The sequence below is a fragment of the Collinsella aerofaciens genome (assembly GCF_040926265.1).
Taxonomy (GTDB): domain Bacteria; phylum Actinomycetota; class Coriobacteriia; order Coriobacteriales; family Coriobacteriaceae; genus Collinsella; species Collinsella aerofaciens_BB.
Window position 1 is genome coordinate 15,033 of the sequence record NZ_JBCOIL010000022.1, and the last position, 22,735, is coordinate 37,767.

18 protein-coding genes are annotated in these 22,735 nt (G+C 53.4%); 15 read left to right on the forward strand and 3 right to left on the reverse strand.

Annotated elements, in window-relative coordinates:
- Window positions 1–9 precede the first annotated feature (9 nt).
- The gene (locus AB5767_RS07380; protein WP_271741072.1) at window positions 10–1,146 is read left to right on the forward strand and encodes an O-antigen ligase family protein; all 1,137 of its coding nucleotides are present in this window, start codon (window positions 10–12) and stop codon (window positions 1,144–1,146) included.
- Window positions 1,146–2,555, forward strand: coding sequence for an O-unit flippase-like protein (wzx, locus tag AB5767_RS07385; protein ID WP_161145256.1), 1,410 nt, complete (start codon window positions 1,146–1,148; stop codon window positions 2,553–2,555). The genes AB5767_RS07380 and wzx overlap by 1 nt, the downstream gene beginning before the upstream one ends.
- Before the next feature lie 122 nt (window positions 2,556–2,677).
- Here the strand turns inward: wzx and AB5767_RS07390 are convergent, their stop codons facing one another.
- Both AB5767_RS07390 and AB5767_RS07395 read right to left on the reverse strand, forming a co-directional pair.
- Entirely contained in the window at window positions 2,678–3,949 is a 1,272-nt protein-coding gene (locus AB5767_RS07390; protein ID WP_368132480.1) for a transglutaminase domain-containing protein, read from the reverse strand.
- A gap of 207 nt (window positions 3,950–4,156) precedes the next feature.
- Window positions 4,157–4,684: a UDP-galactopyranose mutase gene (locus AB5767_RS07395; protein WP_368132479.1), complete on the reverse strand. Its 528-nt coding sequence runs from the start codon at window positions 4,682–4,684 to the stop codon at window positions 4,157–4,159.
- A 105-nt stretch (window positions 4,685–4,789) separates the two neighbouring features.
- Between AB5767_RS07395 and AB5767_RS07400 the strand changes: the two genes are divergently transcribed.
- Entirely contained in the window at window positions 4,790–5,827 is a 1,038-nt protein-coding gene (locus AB5767_RS07400) for a hypothetical protein (RefSeq protein ID WP_368132478.1), read from the forward strand.
- Window positions 5,828–6,273: 446 nt separating this feature from the next.
- Window positions 6,274–7,212, forward strand: coding sequence for a hypothetical protein (locus AB5767_RS07405; protein ID WP_368132516.1), 939 nt, complete (start codon window positions 6,274–6,276; stop codon window positions 7,210–7,212).
- Window positions 7,213–7,224: 12 nt separating this feature from the next.
- On the opposite strand, the gene AB5767_RS07410 is transcribed toward AB5767_RS07405, so the two are convergent.
- Complete coding sequence (locus AB5767_RS07410) at window positions 7,225–7,914, reverse strand: hypothetical protein (protein ID WP_368132895.1); 690 nt, start codon at window positions 7,912–7,914, stop codon at window positions 7,225–7,227.
- Between the two features lie 209 nt (window positions 7,915–8,123).
- Between AB5767_RS07410 and AB5767_RS07415 the strand changes: the two genes are divergently transcribed.
- The 11 genes from AB5767_RS07415 to AB5767_RS07465 all read left to right on the forward strand — a co-directional run bounded on the left by AB5767_RS07415 (window position 8,124) and on the right by AB5767_RS07465 (window position 22,734).
- The gene (locus tag AB5767_RS07415; RefSeq protein ID WP_368137002.1) at window positions 8,124–9,095 is read left to right on the forward strand and encodes an Abi family protein; all 972 of its coding nucleotides are present in this window, start codon (window positions 8,124–8,126) and stop codon (window positions 9,093–9,095) included.
- A gap of 879 nt (window positions 9,096–9,974) precedes the next feature.
- Window positions 9,975–11,456 carry an AAA family ATPase gene (locus AB5767_RS07420; protein ID WP_368132513.1) on the forward strand — a complete coding sequence of 494 codons (1,482 nt, stop codon included), beginning with the start codon at window positions 9,975–9,977 and terminating at the stop codon, window positions 11,454–11,456.
- The gene (locus AB5767_RS07425) at window positions 11,456–12,202 is read left to right on the forward strand and encodes a hypothetical protein (RefSeq protein WP_368132512.1); all 747 of its coding nucleotides are present in this window, start codon (window positions 11,456–11,458) and stop codon (window positions 12,200–12,202) included. Before AB5767_RS07420 ends, AB5767_RS07425 begins: the two co-directional genes overlap by 1 nt.
- 103 nt (window positions 12,203–12,305) lie before the next feature.
- On the forward strand, window positions 12,306–14,444 hold the full coding sequence (locus tag AB5767_RS07430; RefSeq protein WP_368132511.1) for a DUF4118 domain-containing protein: 2,139 nt from the start codon (window positions 12,306–12,308) through the stop codon (window positions 14,442–14,444).
- Window positions 14,441–15,346: a hypothetical protein gene (locus tag AB5767_RS07435; protein ID WP_368132510.1), complete on the forward strand. Its 906-nt coding sequence runs from the start codon at window positions 14,441–14,443 to the stop codon at window positions 15,344–15,346. Before AB5767_RS07430 ends, AB5767_RS07435 begins: the two co-directional genes overlap by 4 nt.
- Window positions 15,343–17,223, forward strand: coding sequence for a DUF2194 domain-containing protein (locus AB5767_RS07440; protein WP_368132894.1), 1,881 nt, complete (start codon window positions 15,343–15,345; stop codon window positions 17,221–17,223). The genes AB5767_RS07435 and AB5767_RS07440 overlap by 4 nt, the downstream gene beginning before the upstream one ends.
- The gene (pelF, locus tag AB5767_RS07445) at window positions 17,220–18,815 is read left to right on the forward strand and encodes a GT4 family glycosyltransferase PelF (RefSeq protein WP_368132556.1); all 1,596 of its coding nucleotides are present in this window, start codon (window positions 17,220–17,222) and stop codon (window positions 18,813–18,815) included. The genes AB5767_RS07440 and pelF overlap by 4 nt, the downstream gene beginning before the upstream one ends.
- Window positions 18,713–20,197 carry an exopolysaccharide Pel transporter PelG gene (gene pelG / locus AB5767_RS07450; protein WP_368144790.1) on the forward strand — a complete coding sequence of 495 codons (1,485 nt, stop codon included), beginning with the start codon at window positions 18,713–18,715 and terminating at the stop codon, window positions 20,195–20,197. Before pelF ends, pelG begins: the two co-directional genes overlap by 103 nt.
- Window positions 20,187–20,675: a hypothetical protein gene (locus AB5767_RS07455; protein ID WP_368132555.1), complete on the forward strand. Its 489-nt coding sequence runs from the start codon at window positions 20,187–20,189 to the stop codon at window positions 20,673–20,675. The genes pelG and AB5767_RS07455 overlap by 11 nt, the downstream gene beginning before the upstream one ends.
- Window positions 20,676–20,690: 15 nt before the next feature.
- Window positions 20,691–21,956: a CotH kinase family protein gene (locus AB5767_RS07460; RefSeq protein WP_368132558.1), complete on the forward strand. Its 1,266-nt coding sequence runs from the start codon at window positions 20,691–20,693 to the stop codon at window positions 21,954–21,956.
- A complete protein-coding gene (locus AB5767_RS07465) occupies window positions 21,943–22,734 on the forward strand; it encodes a polyphosphate polymerase domain-containing protein (protein ID WP_368132554.1) in 792 nt (263 codons plus the stop codon). The genes AB5767_RS07460 and AB5767_RS07465 overlap by 14 nt, the downstream gene beginning before the upstream one ends.
- Window position 22,735 lies beyond the last annotated feature (1 nt).

Sequence of the window (22,735 nt, forward strand, 5' to 3'; positions counted from 1 at the left end):
GGGGCTGTAATGTTCAGCTTTGCTTTGGCTTTATTTTCAGTTTCCTATTATATTGGATCAGTAAATGCTACCAATGTGTTTGGGATTTCTCTTGCGGTGCTTTCGCTGGTCCTTGAGTTGTTTGCCTTAGCGTTTCTACTGCTGAAGCTTTTACTACAAAAGACTTCTCATGTGAAAGTGCTAGTTGGCTTGCTGCTGATTTTAATTTGCGTCGGGTCGCTGAAATCAAATAAAGCCCCTCAGATTATTTGGTTGGCGCTGTTTTGCCTTTGCGCTGAAGACGTCCCTGAATACTACATCTCAAGGTCTATTCTTGTATCGTCCGTCTTTATGCTATTGATGGTTGTTGGTCTCAATAGTGTCGGTGCCATTCCTTCTGTATTAATGTCGCGCGGTAGCAATTTTGTACGAAATTCGATGGGCTTTGCCCATCCTAATAATTTTGGACAGCTTTTGTTTATTGCTTATTCTGCTTCTATTTTTGAGCTGAAAGGCAGAAGCGGTCTTGCGGGCATCTTCTGTTTCGCAATTGCTTTTTTCGTAGCTGATTCAAAAACTTCTGCAGCAGGCATTTTCGTAATGGCCTTGTATTCGGTTATTTCATTCAGAAGCCCCCGTTCAAAACCATATGGGTCCCTATTTACTTTTTTACCGCTTTTTCTGGCGATTATTAGTATAGCCCTGCCCTTTATGTGGTCCCATGGTGCCAATAAATGTCTTGTTCAGCTTGATAATTTAATGACCAACCGGATTTTTTATTCCGCCTATTATTTTGAAAACTACCCTCTGACTGTTTTTGGTAATGACTTAACGGCCATAGTTTCGCTGCCGTCTGCAACGGGTGGTTATTTAATACAAACAAGAGTCATGCTTGACAATGCATATTGTCGACTACTTATTCAATACGGTTTGATCCCATTTACCGCGTTTGTTGCTTTCTATTGCGTAGCGATAAATAAAGCGCGTATTTCGGCCCACGTGACATTCATGGGCTTGGTCTTGTATTCCCTAATGGGGTTTGTTGAATGCGGAATGTTATATCCAGCATGTAATTTCTTTATGCTTATGGCGCTGCCCGCCTTTTCAGATAAGGGGCCCTGTCAATCCAGGGTGCCATCAAAGGATGTTGTGGAGATGGCTAAATAATGGCAAAAATTAATACTACCAAGTCAGACATTATATGGAACTATGTAAGCACTGTTCTTTCAATGGGGAGCAGCTTCCTTCTTCTTCCGTTTCTGCTTGCTTACTTATCTAACGCCGAACTTGGTCTCTGGTACACTTTTGTTGCCATTGGGAATTTAACGCTGTTATTTGAATTTGGCTTTACACCAACTTTTGCGAGAAATATTGTCTATTGTCTTAGCGGTGCGCGTAGCATTAGCAAGAGCGGCTACGATTCATCTCAAGTTGGTGATTCTGTAGACTATGAGCTGCTTGGCAAATTGATTAAAACATCCCGGATTGTTTACGCGTTAATTTCTTGCGTTGTCCTGATGCTTACCGCTACAGTTGGAACTGCCTACATTTCTTCAATTTCAAGTGCTATTGATCCCTTTTCTTGTTGGACCGCATGGTTAATTTTTTGTTTTGATGTGTTTTTTAATCTATTCTTTTTTCATTATACGACCTGCCTGAGAGGGTTCGGGGATATTTCCGCTGAAAGCAGGGCAAAGTCTTATGGTCGCATTGGGCAGCTTGTGGTTTCTGCGTTTTTGCTGTTTATGGGTTTTGGCATCATTGGCGCTGCCATCGGTTATCTGTTTAATGACATTGTGCTGAGATTTTTTTGCGGTCGCTTTCTGGAGGTTCACTCAGAGGCGATAAAAAAAGCAAACGATGCTTGTACGGGTGTTTCTATTTCTGAAATAAAAGAAACGTTTATTTCAGTGGCTTATTTGGCGTGGAGGGACGGCGTTGTTCAACTTTGCTGCTATGCTTCCACTCAGTTGAGTTCGCTGCTCTGCTCCTATTTTCTTGGTGTGGAGGTTAACTCTCAGTATTCATTAATTATTCAAGTTGGCGGTGCAATTTACGGGTTTGCCAGCGCCTACGTTCGATCTTTTATTCCAATGTTTCAATCTGCTTATGCTGGTGGCGAAGTTCAGACTGCACGAAAAATTATTGAAAAAAGTCTGTCTCTATATTGGATTTTAATTGTTGTATGCACGATCGGTGTCTGGTTTGTCGGCTTCCCAGTCTTGTTCCTAGTTAAGAAAGGTTTTTCCCCCGACGGGCTTCTTTATTTCGCCTTGGTTGTTTATCTTGCGGTTTGGAACCATCATTCATTGTGTTGTAATTACATTATCAGTACGAATGAAATCCCCTATCTCCCGGCTTATATAGTTTCGGCTATTGCAGGTTTTGTATTGTCGTATGTCTTAATTTCCTTTACTGGCATGGGCGTCTGGGCGCTTGTGGTTGGTAATGGGGCCGCTCAGCTTGCATATAATAATTGGAAATGGCCTATATACCTTGCGCGTAAATTCTCTTCCCATTATTTTGCGTTGATTAGAGCTGGTCTCATGCAGTGGTCCTGCGCATTGAAGAAATAAGTGTTAATCACTGCTTTAATGTGACTTATGATTTCGATCGCGCCGATAGTGCCGAGAAAGTGGTGTAGAGTCCGATCCGAAGTAAGTTGCATGGCGTTGGGGAGCAGAGCCTGCTCGGCAGATCACCATTTAGATGCAAGGCCTATAACCCGATCGCAAACCTCCAACGCAGCAGATCGATGCGTGACGATGATGACGGTATGACCGAGATTTCGCATGCGGTCCAGCATTTCTCGCTCGGTCTTGGGGTCGAGGGCCGATGTGCATACATCGAGCAGAAGCACGGGGGAGTCGGAGCAGACCGCACGCGCAACGGCAAGGCGCTGGTCCAGGTCCCCATACCAGTTGTCGTTGGTGTCGTCCCAGGTTAGGTCCATCTGGCACCATTTGCCGTCGATCTTTACGGCGTTCCAGGTGTGGCCGTTGCCGGTGATGCGGCCGTTGGCGATGCCCGCGGCGTCAAGGAGCTTGGAGTAGATGCGCTGGTAGCTCTCGCAGGTGCCCTGGTGGCGCGTGAGGCCGCTTTCGGCCGAGCACCAGTTAAGGCTGTGGTCGTACTCCAGCTGGTCGAGTGTCCAGTCGTGGAGCCATAGCGCCATGTCGTATTCCGAGCCGTTTGTCTCTTGCCTGCACTGGGCCACGGCGTTGTTGACGATCTGCGTGACGCTCGGGCGGGCGGCGTCGTTTACGGTCACCTCCGCCGTGGTGCGCAGGCAGTAGATCCCCTTGTCGTTTTGGGGGTCGTTTCTGTCGTTGTCTATAAAGTAGAAGTAGATGCGGTACGTGCCCGATGCCGTGAAGTCAAAGGTAAAGTCGTGGCCCGCGGTGCCCAAGCTGTAGTAGCTGGCCCATGCCGGGCGCGACGGGTCGCAGACGCTCTCATGGCCGCCGCCGTCCCAATAGGTGGGCACGTCCATGCGCGCCTTGGCCTGGGACGAGCCGTTGGCCTGGGTTACGTGGAAGGTCGTCGCGGTGCCCGCGGGGGCGTCGTTCCACGAGACGGTGAAGGTGACGCCGTTTTGGGTTGCCGTGGCGGAGTGGGCGTAGCCGGTTTGTGACGTGGTGGAGATTGCGGCTGGCGCGGGGTTGGTTTGGGCGCGGAGGGATGGGGCGGGGGTGCCGGTTGCGGCGGCGGTGGCGTCAGCGCTTTCCGTGTTGACTGCGCTGGTGCCGCTGGATGTCGCGGTGCTGTCCTCTGCGGTATCTGCTGTCGCGTTTGTGTTTGCGCCGTCTTCGGCCTTGCCTGCGTCGCCGGTCGAGGAGTCGGCCTGTGCCCGCTGCTCGGCTGTTGCCTGAGGCTGCATGGCTTCTGCGACGGCTGGCATAGGCAACGTTGCACTGACCATGGGCGTGCACGCGATCGCGCAGAGCAGGTAGTAAAGGGGTCGTTTCATAGCGGAGCCTCTCGGTGAGCAGCCAATAGGGTCCGAAGGCAGCTCCAGGCCAGCACTCCGCACATATTTTGCTAGGTTAATTTTAGGGGAACAAGACTGCGGATAGGGGGTCCCGTTAATAAAATTGGGGCACGGATTATGTTCCGCACCCCTCAAATCAAATGCTGTGCCGTATTGTTGGCAATCAGCGGTTATTCAGGATGGTTCCTACGCCTCCGTGGGCTCCACGCCCAGCTCGTTGCGGACGAGCTGGAAGGCGGCGGCGATGGCCTTGTCCATGTCGTAATACTTGTAGCCGCCCAGGCGTCCGGCAAAGATCACGTCGCCCTCCTGCGCCGCCAGCTCCTCGTACTGCTTGTAGAGGGTCTCGTTCCTGGCGTCGTTGATGGGGTAGTAGGGCTCGTCGCCGGGCTTCCAGTCGGCCGGGTACTCGCGCGTGATGACGGTCTTGTCCTGCGTGCCGAACTCGAAGTGCTTGTGCTCGATGATGCGGGTGTAGGGGACCTCGCGCTCTGTGTAGTTGACCACGGCCACGCCCTGGTGGTCGGCCTCGTCGAGGGTCTCGGTCTCGAAGCGCGGGCTGCGGTACTCGAGCGTGCCCAGCCTGAAGTCGTAGAACGCGTCGATGGGGCCGCAGTAGATCGTCTTGGCGGCGATATCGGGCTGGGCGGCGGCCAGCTCCTTGGGCAGATGGGGCTGGAGCTGGGTTATGGGTTGGATGGTGGTGTTGGCCACAGGTTATCCCCGGTTATTCTGCAGGGTAAAATTATTTTGTAATAACCGAGTAAATTTGACCTTGGCGCGCGTGATTGTCTGGTTTTGTTTGGAGGAAGTTTCATCTTGCATCGCTCTATGTTTATTTCTGCTGGAGAGTTTGGTCAGCCCCTTGATAGCTCAGTTATTGCGAGGATGTTTAATTGCATTCAAGGTGACTTGGATGGTTTTATTGCTGCATTGGAAAAGGCGGAATTTGAATGTAGGCTGCCAGCTCTAAGTTCTCTTTGGGCTGATGTCCGCCATGAAAATGCTCAAGAAATATTGCATAATCAGCTTCGTGTTGATGGCATGTACTTACAGTTTCCTGAATACGTTAGTCTACCTAAGGGGGCGACTGTTTTTCGCGCGCGAAGTGTCTCTTCTTCTCTCGATTATGGAGCTCAGTTTATTGACCAGGGTCAACTGTGGGAGCCACCGAATAATTGCGTGACCAATTTTGGGCGATTAAACAAACCCGGTGAGAGCTATTTATATGTCAATTGCGGTGACCCAGTCACTACGCTTGACGAAGCCAGGGTGAATGTTGGTGACCAATTTGCTTTGATTGCGTATGAGGTCGCTAGACCTATTAAAGCTATTGGTATTGGTATTTATATTCCTTCCGAAGTGCGTAGGCTGTTTGGGCAAAGCCCGGCTGCATTCGGACAATACTGCCTGCTGCATGATTATTTGCATCAAGAGTTTTCTCGCCCCTTTGAAGTTCTCGGTGAGACTACCTATCAATTGAGCAATGCAATTGTTGATGAGTTTTATTCATACGAACCCTGTGTTGCTTATAGTCCTGTGGGCGGTGGCAGAGGGCTTAATTTAAGAATGACTCCGGATGCCGCACATGGAAATTTGGAAATTCGAGGGGTATATTTTGGAAAGCGCTCCGCCAACGCGCTTAAATCAATGATTGTCGACTTTGGGCGCTGGCATTATTCCAGTAAAGCTGGACGTTACCTGTGTCTTGAACATTCCAAGAACCCTGTTTGTCTTAATCATCTGTTTTTTGAAGATGAGCTTGTCTGTCCAGGAACTGAGTGCGAATCGGAGTTGTACTCGTTTTGCGGCTATCGTCCCAACAGGCATGGCCATGAACTATTAGCTTTACGATAGGGGGGGGCACAGCGCGATTTAAATAGGCCAGGTATTTTGAAATTATAACTGGCTGTTGTCGCTATCGAGGTCATTGCTGCATCTGCTCCAGGGTGATCGCACAAAGGTAACTGTTGCTTTAGCGCACGGGGTTTCTTCTTGAACTTATAATTCGGTTGAGGTTTTACGTGCATTTAGTTGGTGGGCCAGTGTATCAGGGGATCCTGATGGGGCACACCCTAGGAGCCATGGAGGCCTCGAACGGATTGCCCTGTTCGCCAGGCAGACCATGGTAGTAGTTGGCAGCATAGATGTAGAAATGCCCGTTTATTAGGTCGTCGATGTATGCCTCTCTGGGTTCGAACTTGAGTGGACATGCGATGTTGCCGTTTTGACGCTAGACGTCCTTTCATGGGCGGTGTTTCTTCGGGCCGATTCATACATCCGGGATTCAAGGGGGGATTACTTTGGCAGATTTATTTCATGTTTTGCCGCTTCAATCGGTGAGCGACGAAGCTCAGGAAGCGCTTTCAAAGATTGAATATCTCGAGGGCGATTCTGCAACCAAAGTGAAAGAGTATGACGGTGTTGTGCGGTCACTTTGGGAGGTTAACCAACTGTATGAACAGTTTCGATGGAACTACGGTGAACTGCGGCGCCTGGTTCCGTGCGATCGGTTTGACTCCTTGCCCGACGGTTTTACCAGCGGTGGTTTTGGCGAAAGGACTGTTGTTAACGCCGCCTTTGGTAATTATGTATCCGCAGCCCGTGGTCTTGTCGATAGAATGCAAGCGGTCATGCGGGATTATGACCGAGGTTCTGTAAAAGAACTATATAAAAACTATTGGAAGTTGCCTTCTACTTGGTATGACCGAGGTGGCCTCTATGTTTTTATGTATGAGATACGAAATCCCGTTCAGCATGGTCAAACCGTTGTTTCGCTTGTTAGGGAAAACGGTTTGATTAGGGTCCGATTTGATCTTGACCAAATTGCAGATATGCGCGACTACAATACCTCGCCAAAGCTGCGCGCTTTTTTAAACAAGTCAATTTCGATAATGAAAGAACGTGATTCGTCCGGCTGCCCCTACCTTTGCTTCAGGTATACAAACATGAAGTACCAGGAGCTTGTACTTGAATTATTCTGCCATTTTCTGGATTGTGCTGAGCCTAGAATACGTGACGCTCGCAGAGATATGAAGAAATTGCTATCGCAGCACGGCAAAGCTGTCGGCAAGTTAGGCGGCTTTTCCTTTGTTGCATATCGTGACGGTGATATAACCCATGTTTTTAATGAGGTTGACGTTGATCCAGTTAAGGAATTAAAAGATATACGCCGAAAGGCGCAGAAGCATCTAAAAGATGTTCAAAATGCAGTTACGGCTGAGCGTAGATCAATTCGCTAGAGAAGATTACACTCATTTTTCGAAGTTTCTCTTTTTTAGTCGGCCGAGATACCGATCGAGTTCGTATAAGGCGTCAATGTAGACTTGGGCTGAGTTGCGGATATCGCACATATCCAGGCAACATCTTTCAAAATGTAGCTTGCCATTTTCTATTTTATTTCGGCGGCAGGTCATTAGTGCAATTTCGTTGTCCTCGACACTGTCGGTTTCTTTGATTCCTTTTGGTGTGATGCGATAGATCACTCTGCCCGGATATGAGTCGAGAAGGCTTTTCCGTCGCATATCAATACAAATTCGTCCTTCTGGACCAAAGCCGTATTCTTCATGCCTCGTCGAATTTAAGGGGTGTGCAATTACGATTGAGCGAACCGCCTCAAGATAATTACGCGCCTCTGTGAGTCCATTCTGTCTTGAGAACTCGAATTTGGTTCTAATTACTTCTTTCAAGCAGGCGTAATTAATCTGCCAGTATGCATCTTTAATCCAGGTGGCGAGTGCTACTAGAAATACGGTGTCCTTAATGTTGGGAGAAAATCCGTCTTTGATGGCAGCATTGAAGTCTTGAATGCTGTAGTTAGCCTTAAGAATAAGATCAGACATTAATTCATAGTGATCTAGGTCTTTCCAAGGCCACTTCTTCCAAATGCCGCCTTTGCCTTCGCCCAGACCGTCCGTGGTCTTTAGAGGTTCGATTGATTGCACGTTGTTCCCGTCTACTTGAGTTCCGCTCGGGCTCCTCATCGTTGTACGTTGTTAATTATCATAATGACTCGACGACAAAGCGAGGGGTTGGGTCATATTTTCGTTTTGCTGTTATTTTGTTGTGAGTGGCCCTCGTCTGGCTCCTTTTGCTTCATCGATTTAGCGCGTTACTATTAAGGTTCGAGCCTATGTATGAGATTGGAGATCTGATGACCGACGCTAATACAAAGCCGTGGCTTACGGCGTCCGAGCAGATTGATCATCTCAAATCGAGAGGTGTCCATTTCTCGCTGATGAGCGAAGACGATGCCAGATCTTATCTGGAAAAGAACAGCAACTATTTTCGTCTGCGTGCCTATCGGCTTGGGTTTCCTAAAGTTGAAGAAGGAGCCCGCAAGGGAGAGTATGCAAATCTGGATTTCAAGATGCTGGTCGATTTGTCAATTGTCGACATGCTCCTTCGTTATGAAATGCTGCCGCTTACGCTCGATGTAGAACATTTCGCAAAGGTCAAGCTCTTGAAGCGAATCGAGACGGAGGGGGAGGACGGCTATGCAGTCGTCTCGGAGTTCATTTCTTCCTACGACGGCACGAAGCCAGATGGAACGTCGTACAATTCGCTCAAAGACGAGATTCTCAGATGCAAGAACAGTCCCTACACTGGTGGGTTGATTTCCAGGTATGCTGATTTCGACTTCCCCGCGTGGGCGTTTGTCGAAGTAATTTCTTTTGCCTCGTTTCTCTATTTTTACAAGTTTTGCGCCAATAGGTTTGACGACCGCGAGATGCTTAAAGAGTTCTATATTCTTCAAGCAGTCAAGTCATTAAGAAATGCATGCGCTCATAATAGCTGTATTTTGAATAACCTGCGTGCTGATAGACCGCAATTTAAGCCAAGCTACGTTGTAACGCGGGAGTTGTCGACCATAGCCGGCATCGGTCTCGACCAGCGTAAGTCAAAGATGAGCAATGACCGTATACAGCAGATTGTCACTACGCTATACGCGCACAGGAAACTTGCTTCGCAAGGCGTTTCCGAACATCGAGCAAAGAGCCTGAGAATGTTTGTTCAAAGAATGAATAAGCACGTCGATTATTATCAGGGCAATCTTCAGGTCTCTACTGGATTTGAATTTCTCACGAAGGTGATTAGTGCGTGGTTTCCGGTGGACGCTGATTAACGATGAATCTGTGACGAGCTTTGTCGCAACGCCTTAGATGCCTAAATTGAGCTAAACTAAATTCACAACAAAAAACGGAAGCCTTTCATTGGTCGAAGTTTTGCAAGGGGGTTCCTTCCTAAGGGAGGGCATCCCCTATTTTTTATGATGCTGTGATTGGTGGTTCCACCTATGGCCGGCCTGTCGACAAGCAATTGCCTCTGACTAAAACATGGTCAATTAAGGTGGAAGCCTTCGGGCGACACCTGAAGAGCGTTGATGCGTCGGCCCTCTATTTTGTTTGTATGTAAGATTCGGCCTGTCAAAACTTACATCTCAATTGAGAAAAGACGAAATTGCGTGTGATTTTCTGCTCGCACGTAATTTTACTGATGCGTTGTTGCTCAGCCTTAATTCGCGACGGTTTCCCCGGTAAAGGAGGAACTGGGATTTGCTTTTCCTAAAGTTCCAACTGTGAAGAGGCCTTGCGACGGTACGTCCGGCTTGGTACGTTGGAACCGCCGAAAGGCGGTTTTTGCGTTTAAGGGACTGTTTTTGGTAAAGACTTCGTTGCGCTTTTCTGCTTAGAGCGCTCGGTTTTTTATCGTAGCTTTCGAAAATATGCGGCAGATTCCGGAACCCCCGAGCACACCACCTTTATCGCACAAAGAAACCGCAGGTAAACGCGTTGTCGCCACTTGGCGTGGTCGACCTGTCCTGATTTTGCCGCATACTTCTGGTTTTAGCCATCTTTGTGGTCGATCGACCGTCAAAACAATTCGTTTAGCAAGACTTTCGAGGATAATCATTTCTAGATTTCGGAATAATTTATAACTAATTCGCAAAAATATATCGATATCTAGTATGATTATCAGCAACTTCCACGCTAGGAGACTGCTGATGGTTCGTATTGTTCAGATCGCGTTGCATGATTTTAAGAATATTGCCTTTGGCGAGATTGCTTTTGCGAAATCGAAGCCCGGCTCTGCCTTTGTGCCCGGGGCGGACGTTATAGGCATTTATGGCCAAAATGGCTCCGGCAAGACTTCTGTAATTGAGGCGATTGACCTGGTCAAAACCCTGATGACGGGTGCCGCATATGACAGGCAGAAAGTTCTCGACTACTTTTATCCTGGCAAAGACTCTTTTTCAATTGATATTGAGTTTAACATTGATACCGCGGATGAATTATTTCTTACGTTCTATACCGTCACTTTTTCGCGTAGAGCAGACTCTGCTTGGATTTTGCACGAAAAAATGGCTGTAAAACAATTTAATGTCGATAAAGACAAATGGGGGTCTAAGAGGACTCTCGTGGAGCTTGTTCAAGAGGCCCCCGAGTCTGCCGCGGCGGTTCTGCCCAGAAATCGCTGGTCCCATCTTTTGAACGCGGATCAACAGCTTAAGATGTCGATGTTGGTTTCGCTAGGTGTTCTTCAGCGGGGCAACATGTCCCCCATGCTTTCCATACAAACTGTTAAATATCTGATCTCGCTTTTTGCCTGCGATTTCAATCTTTATATGCAGGAGGAACCTCCGGAGCAATTGCAGATTAATGAGGCTGTGTACGAGATGCAATCGGCTTCTTTCAAGAGTGCCCATCAAGAGATTCTCACTCCGCTGTATTGCCTGCTTGCCGAGCTTGGGCTTTATTTCCGTTACCGAGTCAATGTGTTTACGACGCTGGCAAATGCAACTTGCACCTTAAACGTACTTTCGATGGATATTATCGATGACCGCGTGTTTGGCCAGAAGGGTCACCTTTCTGTCAATCTTTTTAAGCCCGCTGTTATTAAGGACGATGATTTCCCAGCCGTTTCGTCTGCGATTAAGCGTGTGAGCGGATTAATTGGCACGCTTGTACCGGGCCTTTCCATCGAGGTTAAAGTCATAGGATCTCAGCTTTTGGATAAGGGCGATTCACCCGCCAAGCAAGTCGAGTTTCTTTCTTGCCGCAATGGGGTCGAGATTCCACTGCGCTGTGAATCTGAGGGCGTAAGAAAACTCATCTCTTTCTCGCTCTGCCTTATGGAAGTCCATTCGTACTCCGACGCATTCCTTGCAATTGACGAGCTCGACTCGGGCGTATTCGAATTCCTCTTGGGGCAGCTTCTTTCCGTGCTTGAGTCGTTTGGCAAGGGGCAGCTCTTGTTTACTGCCCACAACCTACGTGTTCTTGAATTGCTGCCGGCATCAGAGATTCTTCTGACCACTGCAGATCCTGATAACAGGTTTGTTCGCTTTAAAGGCGTTAAGCCCACCAATAACATGCGTGACCAGTATTTGCGCGCGATTAGCCTTGGCGATAGCGGACAGCGTTTGTACGGTTCTACGGATAGGTACTCAATCGATGCCGCGCTCTGCTTGGATGGTGACGAGTAGTGGGTGCCACCGAGTTCGTTCTTTTTATCGTCGAAGGCGAAACTGATGAGCTGGCATTGGGTCGTGCTCTTACAAGTTTGTTTGCAAGCGGGGAACATCCTGGTCCTCGTTTTGGGATTGTGCGCGGCGACATCACATCGGTACATGCTCTCGGTGCAGGAAATCCCGCTTCGACTATTAAGAGGCGGTTGGTTGATACCGTGAAGGAATTTCTCGCTAAGGACAAGTTGCGTGCCACCGATTTAGACGCCATTGTGCTGTTGTCCGATACCGATGGTGCATTTATCGATGATTCGCTGGTTGTCTATGATGAAGATGGGCCTCATTGTTCCTATTTTGAAGATAGGATCGAAACGTCGAACGTCGCCTCGCTGCGTCAGAGAAATCAATGTAAATCTTCGTGTCTTAAGACGTTATCCAGGACGCATGAGCTGACCTGTAATAAAAGGAAGATTCCTTTTAAAGCTGCATATATGTCACGCAACCTTGAGCATGCTTTGTCCGATTTTTCGGGTAGGGCAACACGGCAGAAAAAGTATGATCTGGCGCGCAAGTTTTCTAAAAAATACGGTACGGACGTTATTGGTTTCTTGGAGCTCCTTACGTTCCTTGCTCCCGTTGGCTCGTATCAGGATAGTTGGGTTTATATCGCCCGGGACAATAACTCTCTTTTGAGGGGCTCCAACATGAAACAGACGCTCGAGGCTTTGCCCTCTAGTCCAATCAAAGCCGCCTCCTCCCTCTAAAAAAGTTCTTAAAACAGCCTTAAAGGCGCTCCAGCTCGCGTTGACAGCGTACAATACGCATGTTTGACTATGACAAATGTGGATTTTAGGGGAGGGGTGCGCCATGGAGGTGCTGGTTGTTGGCAATACCGCATATGTTGACGATGACTTTTGTGCCAAGGCGTTCCCCGGGGACCATGTCCAGGTCGTCGCTGCCGCGGAAGCGCGACGCGACGAGTCATCGCCCCATGCCTCGTGGAAAGAGCTTCTGCAACACCTGGATCAGGCCTATGAGTTCGACCGCGTGGTCTACCTTTCTAATTACCTTACCCCGCATATCGATAGCGTGGGCGATATCGAGCTGCTGCGTTCGGTCTTTCGCGCGTGCATGGGTCGCCGGATCCAGCTGTTGTATATAGCGGGGCCTGCGAGTGCCGAGGGTGCCGCCGATGCCGCGGGGCGAACGGGCAAGGGAATTATCGCCCGCGCAGCCAACGACCTGTGCCGCTACTACGCTGCTCGCGAGGGCGTTCAGACCAAGATCCTGCGCGTGCCGTTCCTGTATACCGCGTCTGCCGCGCTTGAGGACCCGTTTTTGGTGCCGCTGTTCGACGCGTGCTCAACCGGATCGGTCGCTCTACAGGGCGCGGAGGATGCGGCGTTTCCCCTGCTGTGTGCCGAGGAGCTTGCGGTGCTGGTACGCCGTATCTTCGACAGCTGGGATGCCTCTTTTGAGACGCTCGACGTTGCCGATGCCTTCCATCACGCGGCGGGTGAGGTGGGGGACGCCCTCAAGGCGTTGTTCCCCGGCCTTGCCGTTGCCTATGGCGATTCCGCCGGCTACACCCTGCCCGCCAGCGACGTCGCTCGCGTACGCTATGGCTGGTTTCAGCGCTACGACTTGCTGCGCGATCTTTCGACCATTCAAGCGCGTTGGGATGCTGGCCGCGCAAAGAAGGTCAACCCCTTGCGCGCCGCCATCGACCGCATCCAGATGCGCTCGCTGCCCATCAAATGCCTGGAGACGGGCGTTGCCTGGGTTCTGTTCGAGGTGCTGGAGCATCTGTTCTCCCAATCGGCCCAGCTCAACGTGCTCGATTATCGCCTGCTCTACGTGGTACTGATCGGCACGCTGTACGGATTGGACTTTGGCCTGGTTGCGGCGCTGCTGGCGTCGGTGGGTTTGGCCGCGAGCTACTTTACTCAGTACGGCTATACCTTCCAGGGCCTGTTCTACGAGCCGTCCAACTGGCTGCCGTTTATTGCGTACTTTGTTGTGGGTGCCGTGTGCGGCTATGTGCAGCTGCGCAACAGCGAAGCCATTAGGGCGGAGCGCGATCAAAACGAGCTCGTGCGCAACCGCAATACGTTCCTTACGCAGCTCTACCACGATGCGATCGAGGACAAGCGCGCGTACAGGCGCCAGATCGTGGGTCGCCACGACAGCTTTGGCAAGATCTTTGCCGTGACACAGGAGCTCGACGTGCTCAACCCACGCGATATCTATCGCAAGTGCTGCGAGCTTCTGGGCGAGATCCTCGAGAACGATTCAGTGGCGATTTACCATGTTTCGGGAGGGGCATTTGCTCGCCTGGTGGCAGCAAGTCCCGCGATTGCCGAAGATGCCGCACGCTCGCTCACGCTTGAGCAGCTTGCACCTCTTTTGGACGACGGGGGTCGTTTGAACCTGTGGGTGAACCGCGAGCTGACGCCGGGGCTTCCCATGTTTGGATACACGATCGAGCGCGACGGGGCACCCGCCGTGTTGATCTTTGTGCGTAGTGCGGCCGAAAACCAAATGACCCTCTATTATCAAAACCTGTTCCGCATCTTGTGCGGGCTGGTCGAAAGCGCGCTGGCCCGTGCCTTTGACTATGAGGCGGTGGCGCAAGATAAACGCTGCGTTGACGGCACTTGCGTGCTCAAGCAGGCTGCCTTTGGCCAAGAGCTCGCGGCGGAGCAGGCGCTGGCAGATAGCAAGATGGGGAGTTTTTTGCTCCTGCGCGTGGTACCGGGCGTGGAGCCTGTCGGCGAGCTGGTAGGCGCAATTGGGTCGGCAATTCGCGAAAGCGACGCGGCGGGCTTCGTCGACGGCGACGTGCTCTACCTGCTTATGCGCCAGGCAAAGGCGTGCGATCTGCCCATTATCCGCGAGCGCCTGAGCGCCAAGCAGATTGCGGTGGAGCCCGTCTACGGCGAGGACATCGTGGCGCTGCTGCAGCACATCTCTTACACCGGTGACGGTGAGGGGGGTGCCGCTTGATCTCGCTTGTCGTTGCTGCCGTCTTGCTGCTGATTCATGCGCTGGTTTGCCTGATGCTGTGGACGCTTATGAAGCTGGCCCTGCTGCCAGTGCGCGGGCACATGCTGGCTGTGATAGTGCTGGTGCCGCTGTGGGGTCCGATGCTGGTGGTTCTGCTATCGGTCCGCGGCGCGATGTTTGGCGAGGGGCTGAAAGAGTCTGCGCTGGAGTCGCTGCGCTTCAACGACGACCTGCATCGTAGTATGTCGGTATCGAGTGGTGAGGACGATGCAGGCGTAGTGCCGCTCGAGGAGGCGCTCATCGTCAATGACCCGGCATACCGGCGCCGCCTAATGCTCTCCATGCTCACCGAGGAGCCCGACGCGTACCTGGCGCAGCTGCAGGCGGCTAAGCTTAACGATGACGTTGAGGTGGCGCACTATGCCGCAACGGCGGTGGCGCAGATCTCCAAGGAGTCCGACCTTAAACTGCAGCAGCTGGAGCGCGCCTTTAAGACCGACCCGAGCGCGCAAAACCTTGACGAATACTGCGATTTTCTCGGTGAATACTTGGACTCGGGCTTGGCCGAGGGGCGCGTAGCTCAGATTCAGCGTCAGCAGTATGCGCGCCTGCTTGCGCGCCGCTGCGAGCGCGAGGACTCCGTTGAGCTGCGTATTCGGTATGCCGCGGCGCTGGCCGATGTCGACCAGATCGACGAGGCGCAGGCCGTGACCGACCAGCTGGTGCTCGACGTGCCCGAGGAGCAGGAGGTTTGGATGCTTTGCCTGCGCCTGGCGGTGATGCGCCGCGACGGTGACGAAGTCCACCGCGTGATCGATGCGATCGACAAGCAACATGTGTATTTGAGCGCCGACAACCGCGAAAAGTTGGCGTTTTGGCGCGACGGGGAGGAGGCCCGATGAGCGTGGTGCAACATATCCGCGACCGTGCAGGCCGCTTTCGTTGGATGGGGCTGCTCGTAGTGTGGGCTGTTTTTTTCGTCATGGCCGCCGTGCTGCTGATCGAACGTGCCGGCGTGCAGTACAGTGCGGGCCAGCACAAACTGGGGATGCTTGCCGCCAACGATGCGGTGCCGGCCTCCTCGGCAATCTTTGGCCAAAAGCCCACGTGTCTGGTCATTACCGATTCCGATCAAGCTGGCGTCGAGGACGTAAAGGAGCAGTTCGACCAGATCCTGCTCGACATGAAGATCGCGCACCGCGACGTTGACCTTGCCCTGGATGGTGCGGATGCCATTCCCTCGCTGACCTCCTTCGATCGCGTGATTTTGCTCATGCCGTCGCTCGATGGGCTCAGTACGCACCTGAGCGACATTATGAGTTGGGTGAGTGCCGGCGGTTCGCTTATGCTCGCCATGCCGCCGGATAACTCGAGCTATCTGCAAGTGATTGCCTCCAAGCTTGGCATTGAATCGGCCGGATATGACTATGTAAAAGTCGAAAGCATTGTGCCGAGTGAGGACTTTATGCTGGGCGGGGGAGAGCGCTACGAGCTCTCGGACCCCTTTGATTCGTCGCTTTCGGTATCGCTGCGCGAGACGGCGCGTGAGTGGGCTAAGACTGGCGATGCGGGCGCCCCACTCATTTGGTCTAATGACTGCGGTAGCGGGCGCACCGTGGTGTGCAATATCGGTATCTATGACAAGGTCATGCGCGGTTTTTACGCCGCGGCGATCAGCTTACTGGGTGATGCCACGGCCTATCCGGTCATCAACAGCGCCGTGTTCTATTTGGACGACTTTCCTAGCCCCGTGCCCTCGGGTGATGGTACTTATATCAAGCGTGACTACGGCCTTTCCATTGCGGATTTTTACACCAAGGTCTGGTGGCCCGATCTGCAAAAGCTCGCGCAAAAATACGGCATTCGCTATACCGGCGTGATGATCGAAAACTACGAGGACGCGGTCAGCCAGACCGAGCCCGCGCGACAGGCCGATACCACGCAGTTTCGATATTTTGGCGGCATGCTGCTGCAGATGGGCGGCGAGCTGGGCTTTCACGGCTACAACCATCAGCCGCTTGCGCTCTGGGACACCGACTATGGTACGTTGTACGTCTACAAGACCTGGAAGAACAAAGAGACGCTCGTCGCTTCGCTCAACGAACTTATCGCGTTTCAGGACGAGGTCCTGCCCAACGCTCACGGCTCGGTTTACGTACCGCCGTCGAATATCCTTTCGGCCCGAGCGCGCAAGCTCATCGGCACCGACGTTCCGCGCATTAAGACCATCGCCAGCACGTATTTTGAGGACGGCACGGACCTGCCGTACGTACAGGAGTTTGGCGTGGCGAGCGATGGCATTGTGGAGCAGCCACGTATTGTTTCGGGCGGCATGGTCGACGATTCCTATATGCGCCTGGCAGCCGTGTCCGAGCTCAACATGCACTACGTGAGCACGCACTTTATGCACCCGGACGACCTTTTGGACCCCGATCGCGGTGCCAAGGAGGGCTGGGAGGTCTACAAGGGCGGCCTGGTCGACTACCTGGAGTGGCTTACCAAATCCGCGCCCGACCTGCGGCACCAGACGGCGTCGGAGTGCTCCGGCGCCATCCAGCGCTTTTCGTCGGTTACGGTAAGCGTGGATACAAGTGCAGATGCCTGGACGCTCAACCTGGACAACTTTCACGACGAGGCTTGGCTCATGTTCCGCGCCAATAATGGTGAGCCGAGTGCGGTGACGGGTGACGAACTGACGCACCTTACGGGCAATCTGTATCTGCTCAAGGCAAATGATAAGACCGTGACGATCGAGCGCAAGGAGGGTGGCGATAAATGAGAATCTGCTTGGTACTCGAGGGTTGCTACCCCTATGTGCACGGCGGCGTATCTACCTGGATGCATGGCTACATTACGGCCATGCCCGAGCACGAGTTTGTGCTGTGGGTGATCGGCGCGCATGCTGCTGACCGTGGCAAGTTTGTCTACGAGCTGCCCGGCAACGTGGTCGAGGTGCACGAGGTGTTCCTGGACGATGCTCTGCGGCTTTCGGGCGAGCAACATGAAGCCAGTTTTAACGACCGTGAGCGCGAGGCGCTACGCCGTCTGGTGTCGCTCTCCAATCCGGACTGGGACGTGTTATTCGATATCTTCCACCGCCGTCGCGTGCATCCGCTCTCGTTTTTGCAGAGCCGCACGTTTATGGATATCTTTCGCGACGTGTGCCTGGCCGAGTATCCCTACACGCCCTTTGCCGATGCATTCCACACCATGCGTTCTATGCTGCTGCCGGTGCTCTACCTGCTGGGCAGCGAGGTGCCGGTGGCCGATGTGTACCATGCCATCTCGACCGGCTACGGTGGCCTGCTCGCCTGCCTGGGCTCAAGCGTTCACCATGCGCCGGTGTTGCTGACCGAGCATGGCATCTATACCCGCGAGCGCGAGGAAGAGATCATTCGCGCCGATTGGGTGGTGCCGTCGTTTAAGGACCGCTGGATCCGCTTTTTCTACCTGCTTTCGGAGGAGATCTACCGCCGCGCCTTCCGCGTGACGAGTTTGTTCCATAACGCCCGCAAGACGCAGATCGATATGGGCTGCGATGCGGACAAATGCCTGGTCATCCCCAACGGCATCCAGTTCAACCGCTTTAAGGACATTCCCTTAAAGCCCGATGACGGCTGGGTGGACATTGGCGCTGTGGTGCGCCTGGCGCCCATCAAGGACGTCAAGACCATGATCTATGCCTTCTTTGAGTTGCACGAGCGCCTGCCCAAGGTGCGCCTGCACATCATGGGCGGCGTGGACGACGAAGAGTACGGCGCCGAGTGCCACGCGCTGGTCGATACCCTGGGCGTGCGCGACCTGATCTTTACCGGTCGCGTCAACGTGGTCGAGTACATGGAAAAGCTCGACTTTACCATTTTGACGAGCATCTCCGAGGGCCAGCCGCTTAGCGTGCTGGAGTCGCTTGCAGCGCGTCGTCCCTGCGTGACGACCGAGGTGGGCTGCTGCCGTGAGCTGCTCGAAGGCGCCCCGGGCGACGACTTTGGCGTGGCAGGTTTTGTGACGCCGCCCATGTATCGCAAGGGCCTGGCCGATGCCATGGAGCGCATGTGCGTGAGCCGCGCCCGTCGCATTGAGATGGGGGAGCGCGGGCAGTGTCGCGTTGCCACGTACTTTTTGCACGAGCAGATGCTCGCCAACTATCGCGCGCTGTACGACGAGACGGCGTGTGCGTTTAACCTGCCCAGAGAGGGGGGGGGTAGCCGATGGCCGGAATTGGTTTTGAGCTCAAGCGCCTGTTTAGGCGCAAGGGCCTGTTTGCCACGATACGCGCCTATGGCTACGCCGGCATTGCGTGCACGGGCCCCATGTTGCTGGGCGTGCTGCTCCAGGTGGGTATCTTGGTGCTGTGCGGTCTGTGGGGCGTAGGGCGCGCCAACCAGGATTTGCTGGTGTGCATGGTGACCTATACGCTGCTGGCCTCTCTTACGCTTACAAGCTTTTTCTCCATGCCGGTCACGCGCTTTTTGGCCGACATGCTCTTTGCCGAGCGCGAAGAAGAGATTCTGCCCTCGTTTTGGGGCTCCAACGCCATCATGCTCGTTGCGGGCACGGTGCTCTACGGCGTCTTTTTGCTGTTCTCGGGCGCCACGCTGCTGCAGGGGCTGCTGTGCCTGTGGCTGTTCAACATTATGATCGTCAACTGGAACGGCATGAGTTACCTCACGGCCATCAAGGATTACCGCGGCATCCTGTGCAGCTTTGCGGCTGCCATTGGCGTGGCGTGCCTGTGCGCCCTGGCCGCGCTGGCGCTGGGGCTGCCGCCGGTCGAGGGCCTGTTGGCGTCAATTGCTCTGGGCTACGGCGTCATGCTCGCCTGGGACGTGGTGCTGCTGTACCGGTATTTTCCTCAGAGCGACCGCAGCCCCTGGCCCTTTTTGCAGTGGCTCGATCAGTTTATGCCGCTGGCGCTCACGGGTCTGTTAACCAATCTGGGACTCTTTGCGCACCTGGTGATTATTTGGGCCGGTCCCATTGGCGTGCAGGTCAAGGGCTTGTTTTATGGTGCGCCCTACTACGATGTGCCGGCGCTCATTGCGTTTTTGACGATCCTGGTCACGACCGTCAACTTTGTGGTCTCGGTCGAGGTCAACTTCTATCCGCGCTACCGTGACTACTACAGCCTGTTCAATGACGGCGGCGTGGTAGGCGATATTGTGGTGGCCGAGGAGGAGATGCTCTCCACGCTCAACAGCGAACTGCGCTTTTGTGCGCTCAAGCAGCTGTTTGTGACCGCGGCGGTCATTTCGCTCGAGACCACGGTGCTGTCGGCCCTACCGTTGGGCTTTAACAACCTTATGCACGGGTATTTTCGCACGCTGTGCGTGGGCTATGGCCTATATGCCGTGGGCAATACGGTGATGCTCATCTTGCTGTACTTTACCGACTACAAGGGAGCCGTGCTAGCTTCGGGCCTGTTTGCCGTTGTGGCCGGGCTGGCGACTGCCGTGTCGTTGCTTTTGCCGCAGCAGTTTTACGGCTTTGGCTTTTTGTTGGGTGCGGCGGTGTTTTTTATCGTGGCGCTGCTGCGGCTCGATACCTATACCGCCAACTTGCCGTATCGTATCCTGAGCCAGCAGCCCATTGTGGCGACCGACAAAACGGGTCGCTTTACACAGCTGGGCCGGGTGCTCGACCGTGTTGAGCAATGCTACGAGGACAAGCGCGCGGGCGGTGAGCCGCGCAGTGCGTTTGAACGTATGGTGGTTCGCCTGTACCAAAAACATTGGGGAGGTTCTGATGATCGATAAGTTGATGTCTCGCCGCTGCCTGATCGAGGCAGCTGCCGGCGCTCTGTTGCTTTCGGGCTGTTCGTCTCAGGACGAATCCTCGACCAAAAAGGTCAAAAAGCAGGACAAGATTAAAAAGGCCGAGGCCTCCGACCAATCCAAGCACCTGCGCGACAAGGACGAGCTCTACGAGGTCTACGATGACTCGGGTATTGTGACCATGTACCTGACGGTCTCGCGCGGCAACAGCTCCGAGAATACCGACCACAGCTGGGCCGAGATCAACACGTACTCGGTGTATGACTATGCCGACATGGGCGTGACGCGCTATCAGGTTATGGGCCTGCTGCAGCCGGGCGACGAAGACGGCCCGGTGGCCGGCGAGGTTGGCTATGGCGAGGAAGCGCCCAATGCCACCGTGCAAGTGCGTGGTCAGACATCGAGCAATAACTCGCAAAAGAATTACAAGGTGGAGCTCAAAAAGGGCAAGGGTACCTAGCGCCAACAGCGCGCGATTGCGCTCAACAAGCACATGGGCGAGGGTATGCGTTTTCGCAACAAAATGGCCTACGACCTTATCCGTGGGATTCCCCAGATGATGGGCCTGCGCACGCAGTTTGTGCATCTGTGGGTGTGCGACCAGACCGAAAAGTCCAACGACACCTTTGAGGACTACGGCCTGTTTACGCAGGTGGAGCAGCTCAACAAGACGGCGCTTAAGGCACATGGCCTGGATAAGAGCGGGCACCTGTACAAGGTGAACAGCTTCGATTTCCATCGCTACGAGGATACCATTAAGCTCGCCGACGATCCCGACTACAATCAGACAAACTTTGAGGGCATGCTCGAGATTAAGGGCGATTCGGACCACACCAAGCTCATCGAGATGCTCGATGAGCTCAACGACGAATCGCAAAAGATCGACGACGTGCTCGGCACCTACTTCGATACCGAGAACCTGGTCTATTGGCTGGCGTTTCAGATCCTGACGGGCAACTGCGATACGCAGAACCGTAACTGCTATCTGTACAGCCCGCTCAACTCAAATACCTGGTACTTATTAGATTGGGATAACGACGGCATGCTGCGCAAGCTGGAGCTTTCTCTTTCCGGGTTTTCGGACTACGCGAGCTGGGAGCGCGGCGCAAGCAACTACTGGGGCAACGTACTGTTCAATCGTGCGTTGCGCAGCAAATCGTTCCGCAGCGAGCTCGACCGCGCCGTCAAGGACCTGCGTTCGTATATGACCGAGGCACGCCTGAGCAAGATGATCAAGCACTACCGCGAGGTTACTGAATCGCTGGTCTTTGCTTCGCCCGATATCGACCATCTGCCTGTCACCAAGGACCAATACGAGCAGATCGCCGCGGCGATTCCCTCCGAGATCGAGGAGAACTACAAGAGCTTTCGCGAGAGTTTTAAAAAGCCCATGCCGTTCTACATCGGCGTGCCGCAGATCGATAACGGTAAGCTGCGTATTAACTGGGATGCGTCCTACGACTTTGAGGCGCGCGACATTCGCTATACCGTGGAGCTTGCGCGCGACTATGCCATAAGCGACGTGGTCTTTAAGGCCGAGGACGTGCTGCTTCCCGAGGTTACCTGCGATGCGCCCGATGCCGGCCAGTATTTTGTGCGCGTGCGTGCCACCAACTCCGATGGCTATACGCAAGATGCGTTTGACTACTATGTGACCGACGACGGCAAGCACTACGGCATGAAGTGTTTTTACGTGCAAGACGGCGGTAAGGTCGTGGAGGACACGTATGAGGAGGGCTAGCGCGCTGCTTGAGCGCTTGGCGGCTCCGCCTGTGCGTACCACGCAGGAGCGTTACCGCCACGAGCTCAAATATCTCATTAACGAGGGCGAGCACGCCGCGCTTGCCTGTCGCATGGCGCCGGTGTTTAAGCTGGACAAGCATGCGCGGGCGGGCGGTTACACTATTCGCAGCCTGTATTTTGACGACTACTGCAACTCGGCCTACGAGGAAAAAGACGCCGGCATTCTCATGCGCAAAAAGTATCGCGTACGCATCTATAACGGCAGCGACAAGGTGATTAAGCTCGAGCGCAAAAAGAAGTACGGTAGCTGGATTTACAAGGAGGATGCGCCGCTCACGCGCGGCGAGTTTGAGCAGATTCTGGCCGGCGACTACGACTTTTTGCTGAGGAGCCCCTATCCGCTCTGCCGCGAGTTCTACATCGAGTGCATCTGCAACATGATGCGCCCGCGGACCATCGTGGACTACGAGCGCGAGCCGTGGGTGATGGATGAGGGCACCGTGCGCATTACGTTTGACATGAACGTGCGTGCCGCGGTGGGAAGCTTCGATATCTTTGACGCGACGCTGCCCGCGCTGCCGGTCCTGGAGCCCGGCAAGCTGGTGATGGAGGTCAAGTTTACGGAGTTTTGCCCGCAGCTGGTGCGCGATATGGTGCCGCCGGGAGCGGCCGAGCTTACGGCGGTCTCCAAGTACTGCCTGTGTTACGAAAAGACCGCCTACCTGCGCGGATTTAATTACTGGGAATCGGATTTTGAGAACCGAGGGGATATTTAGA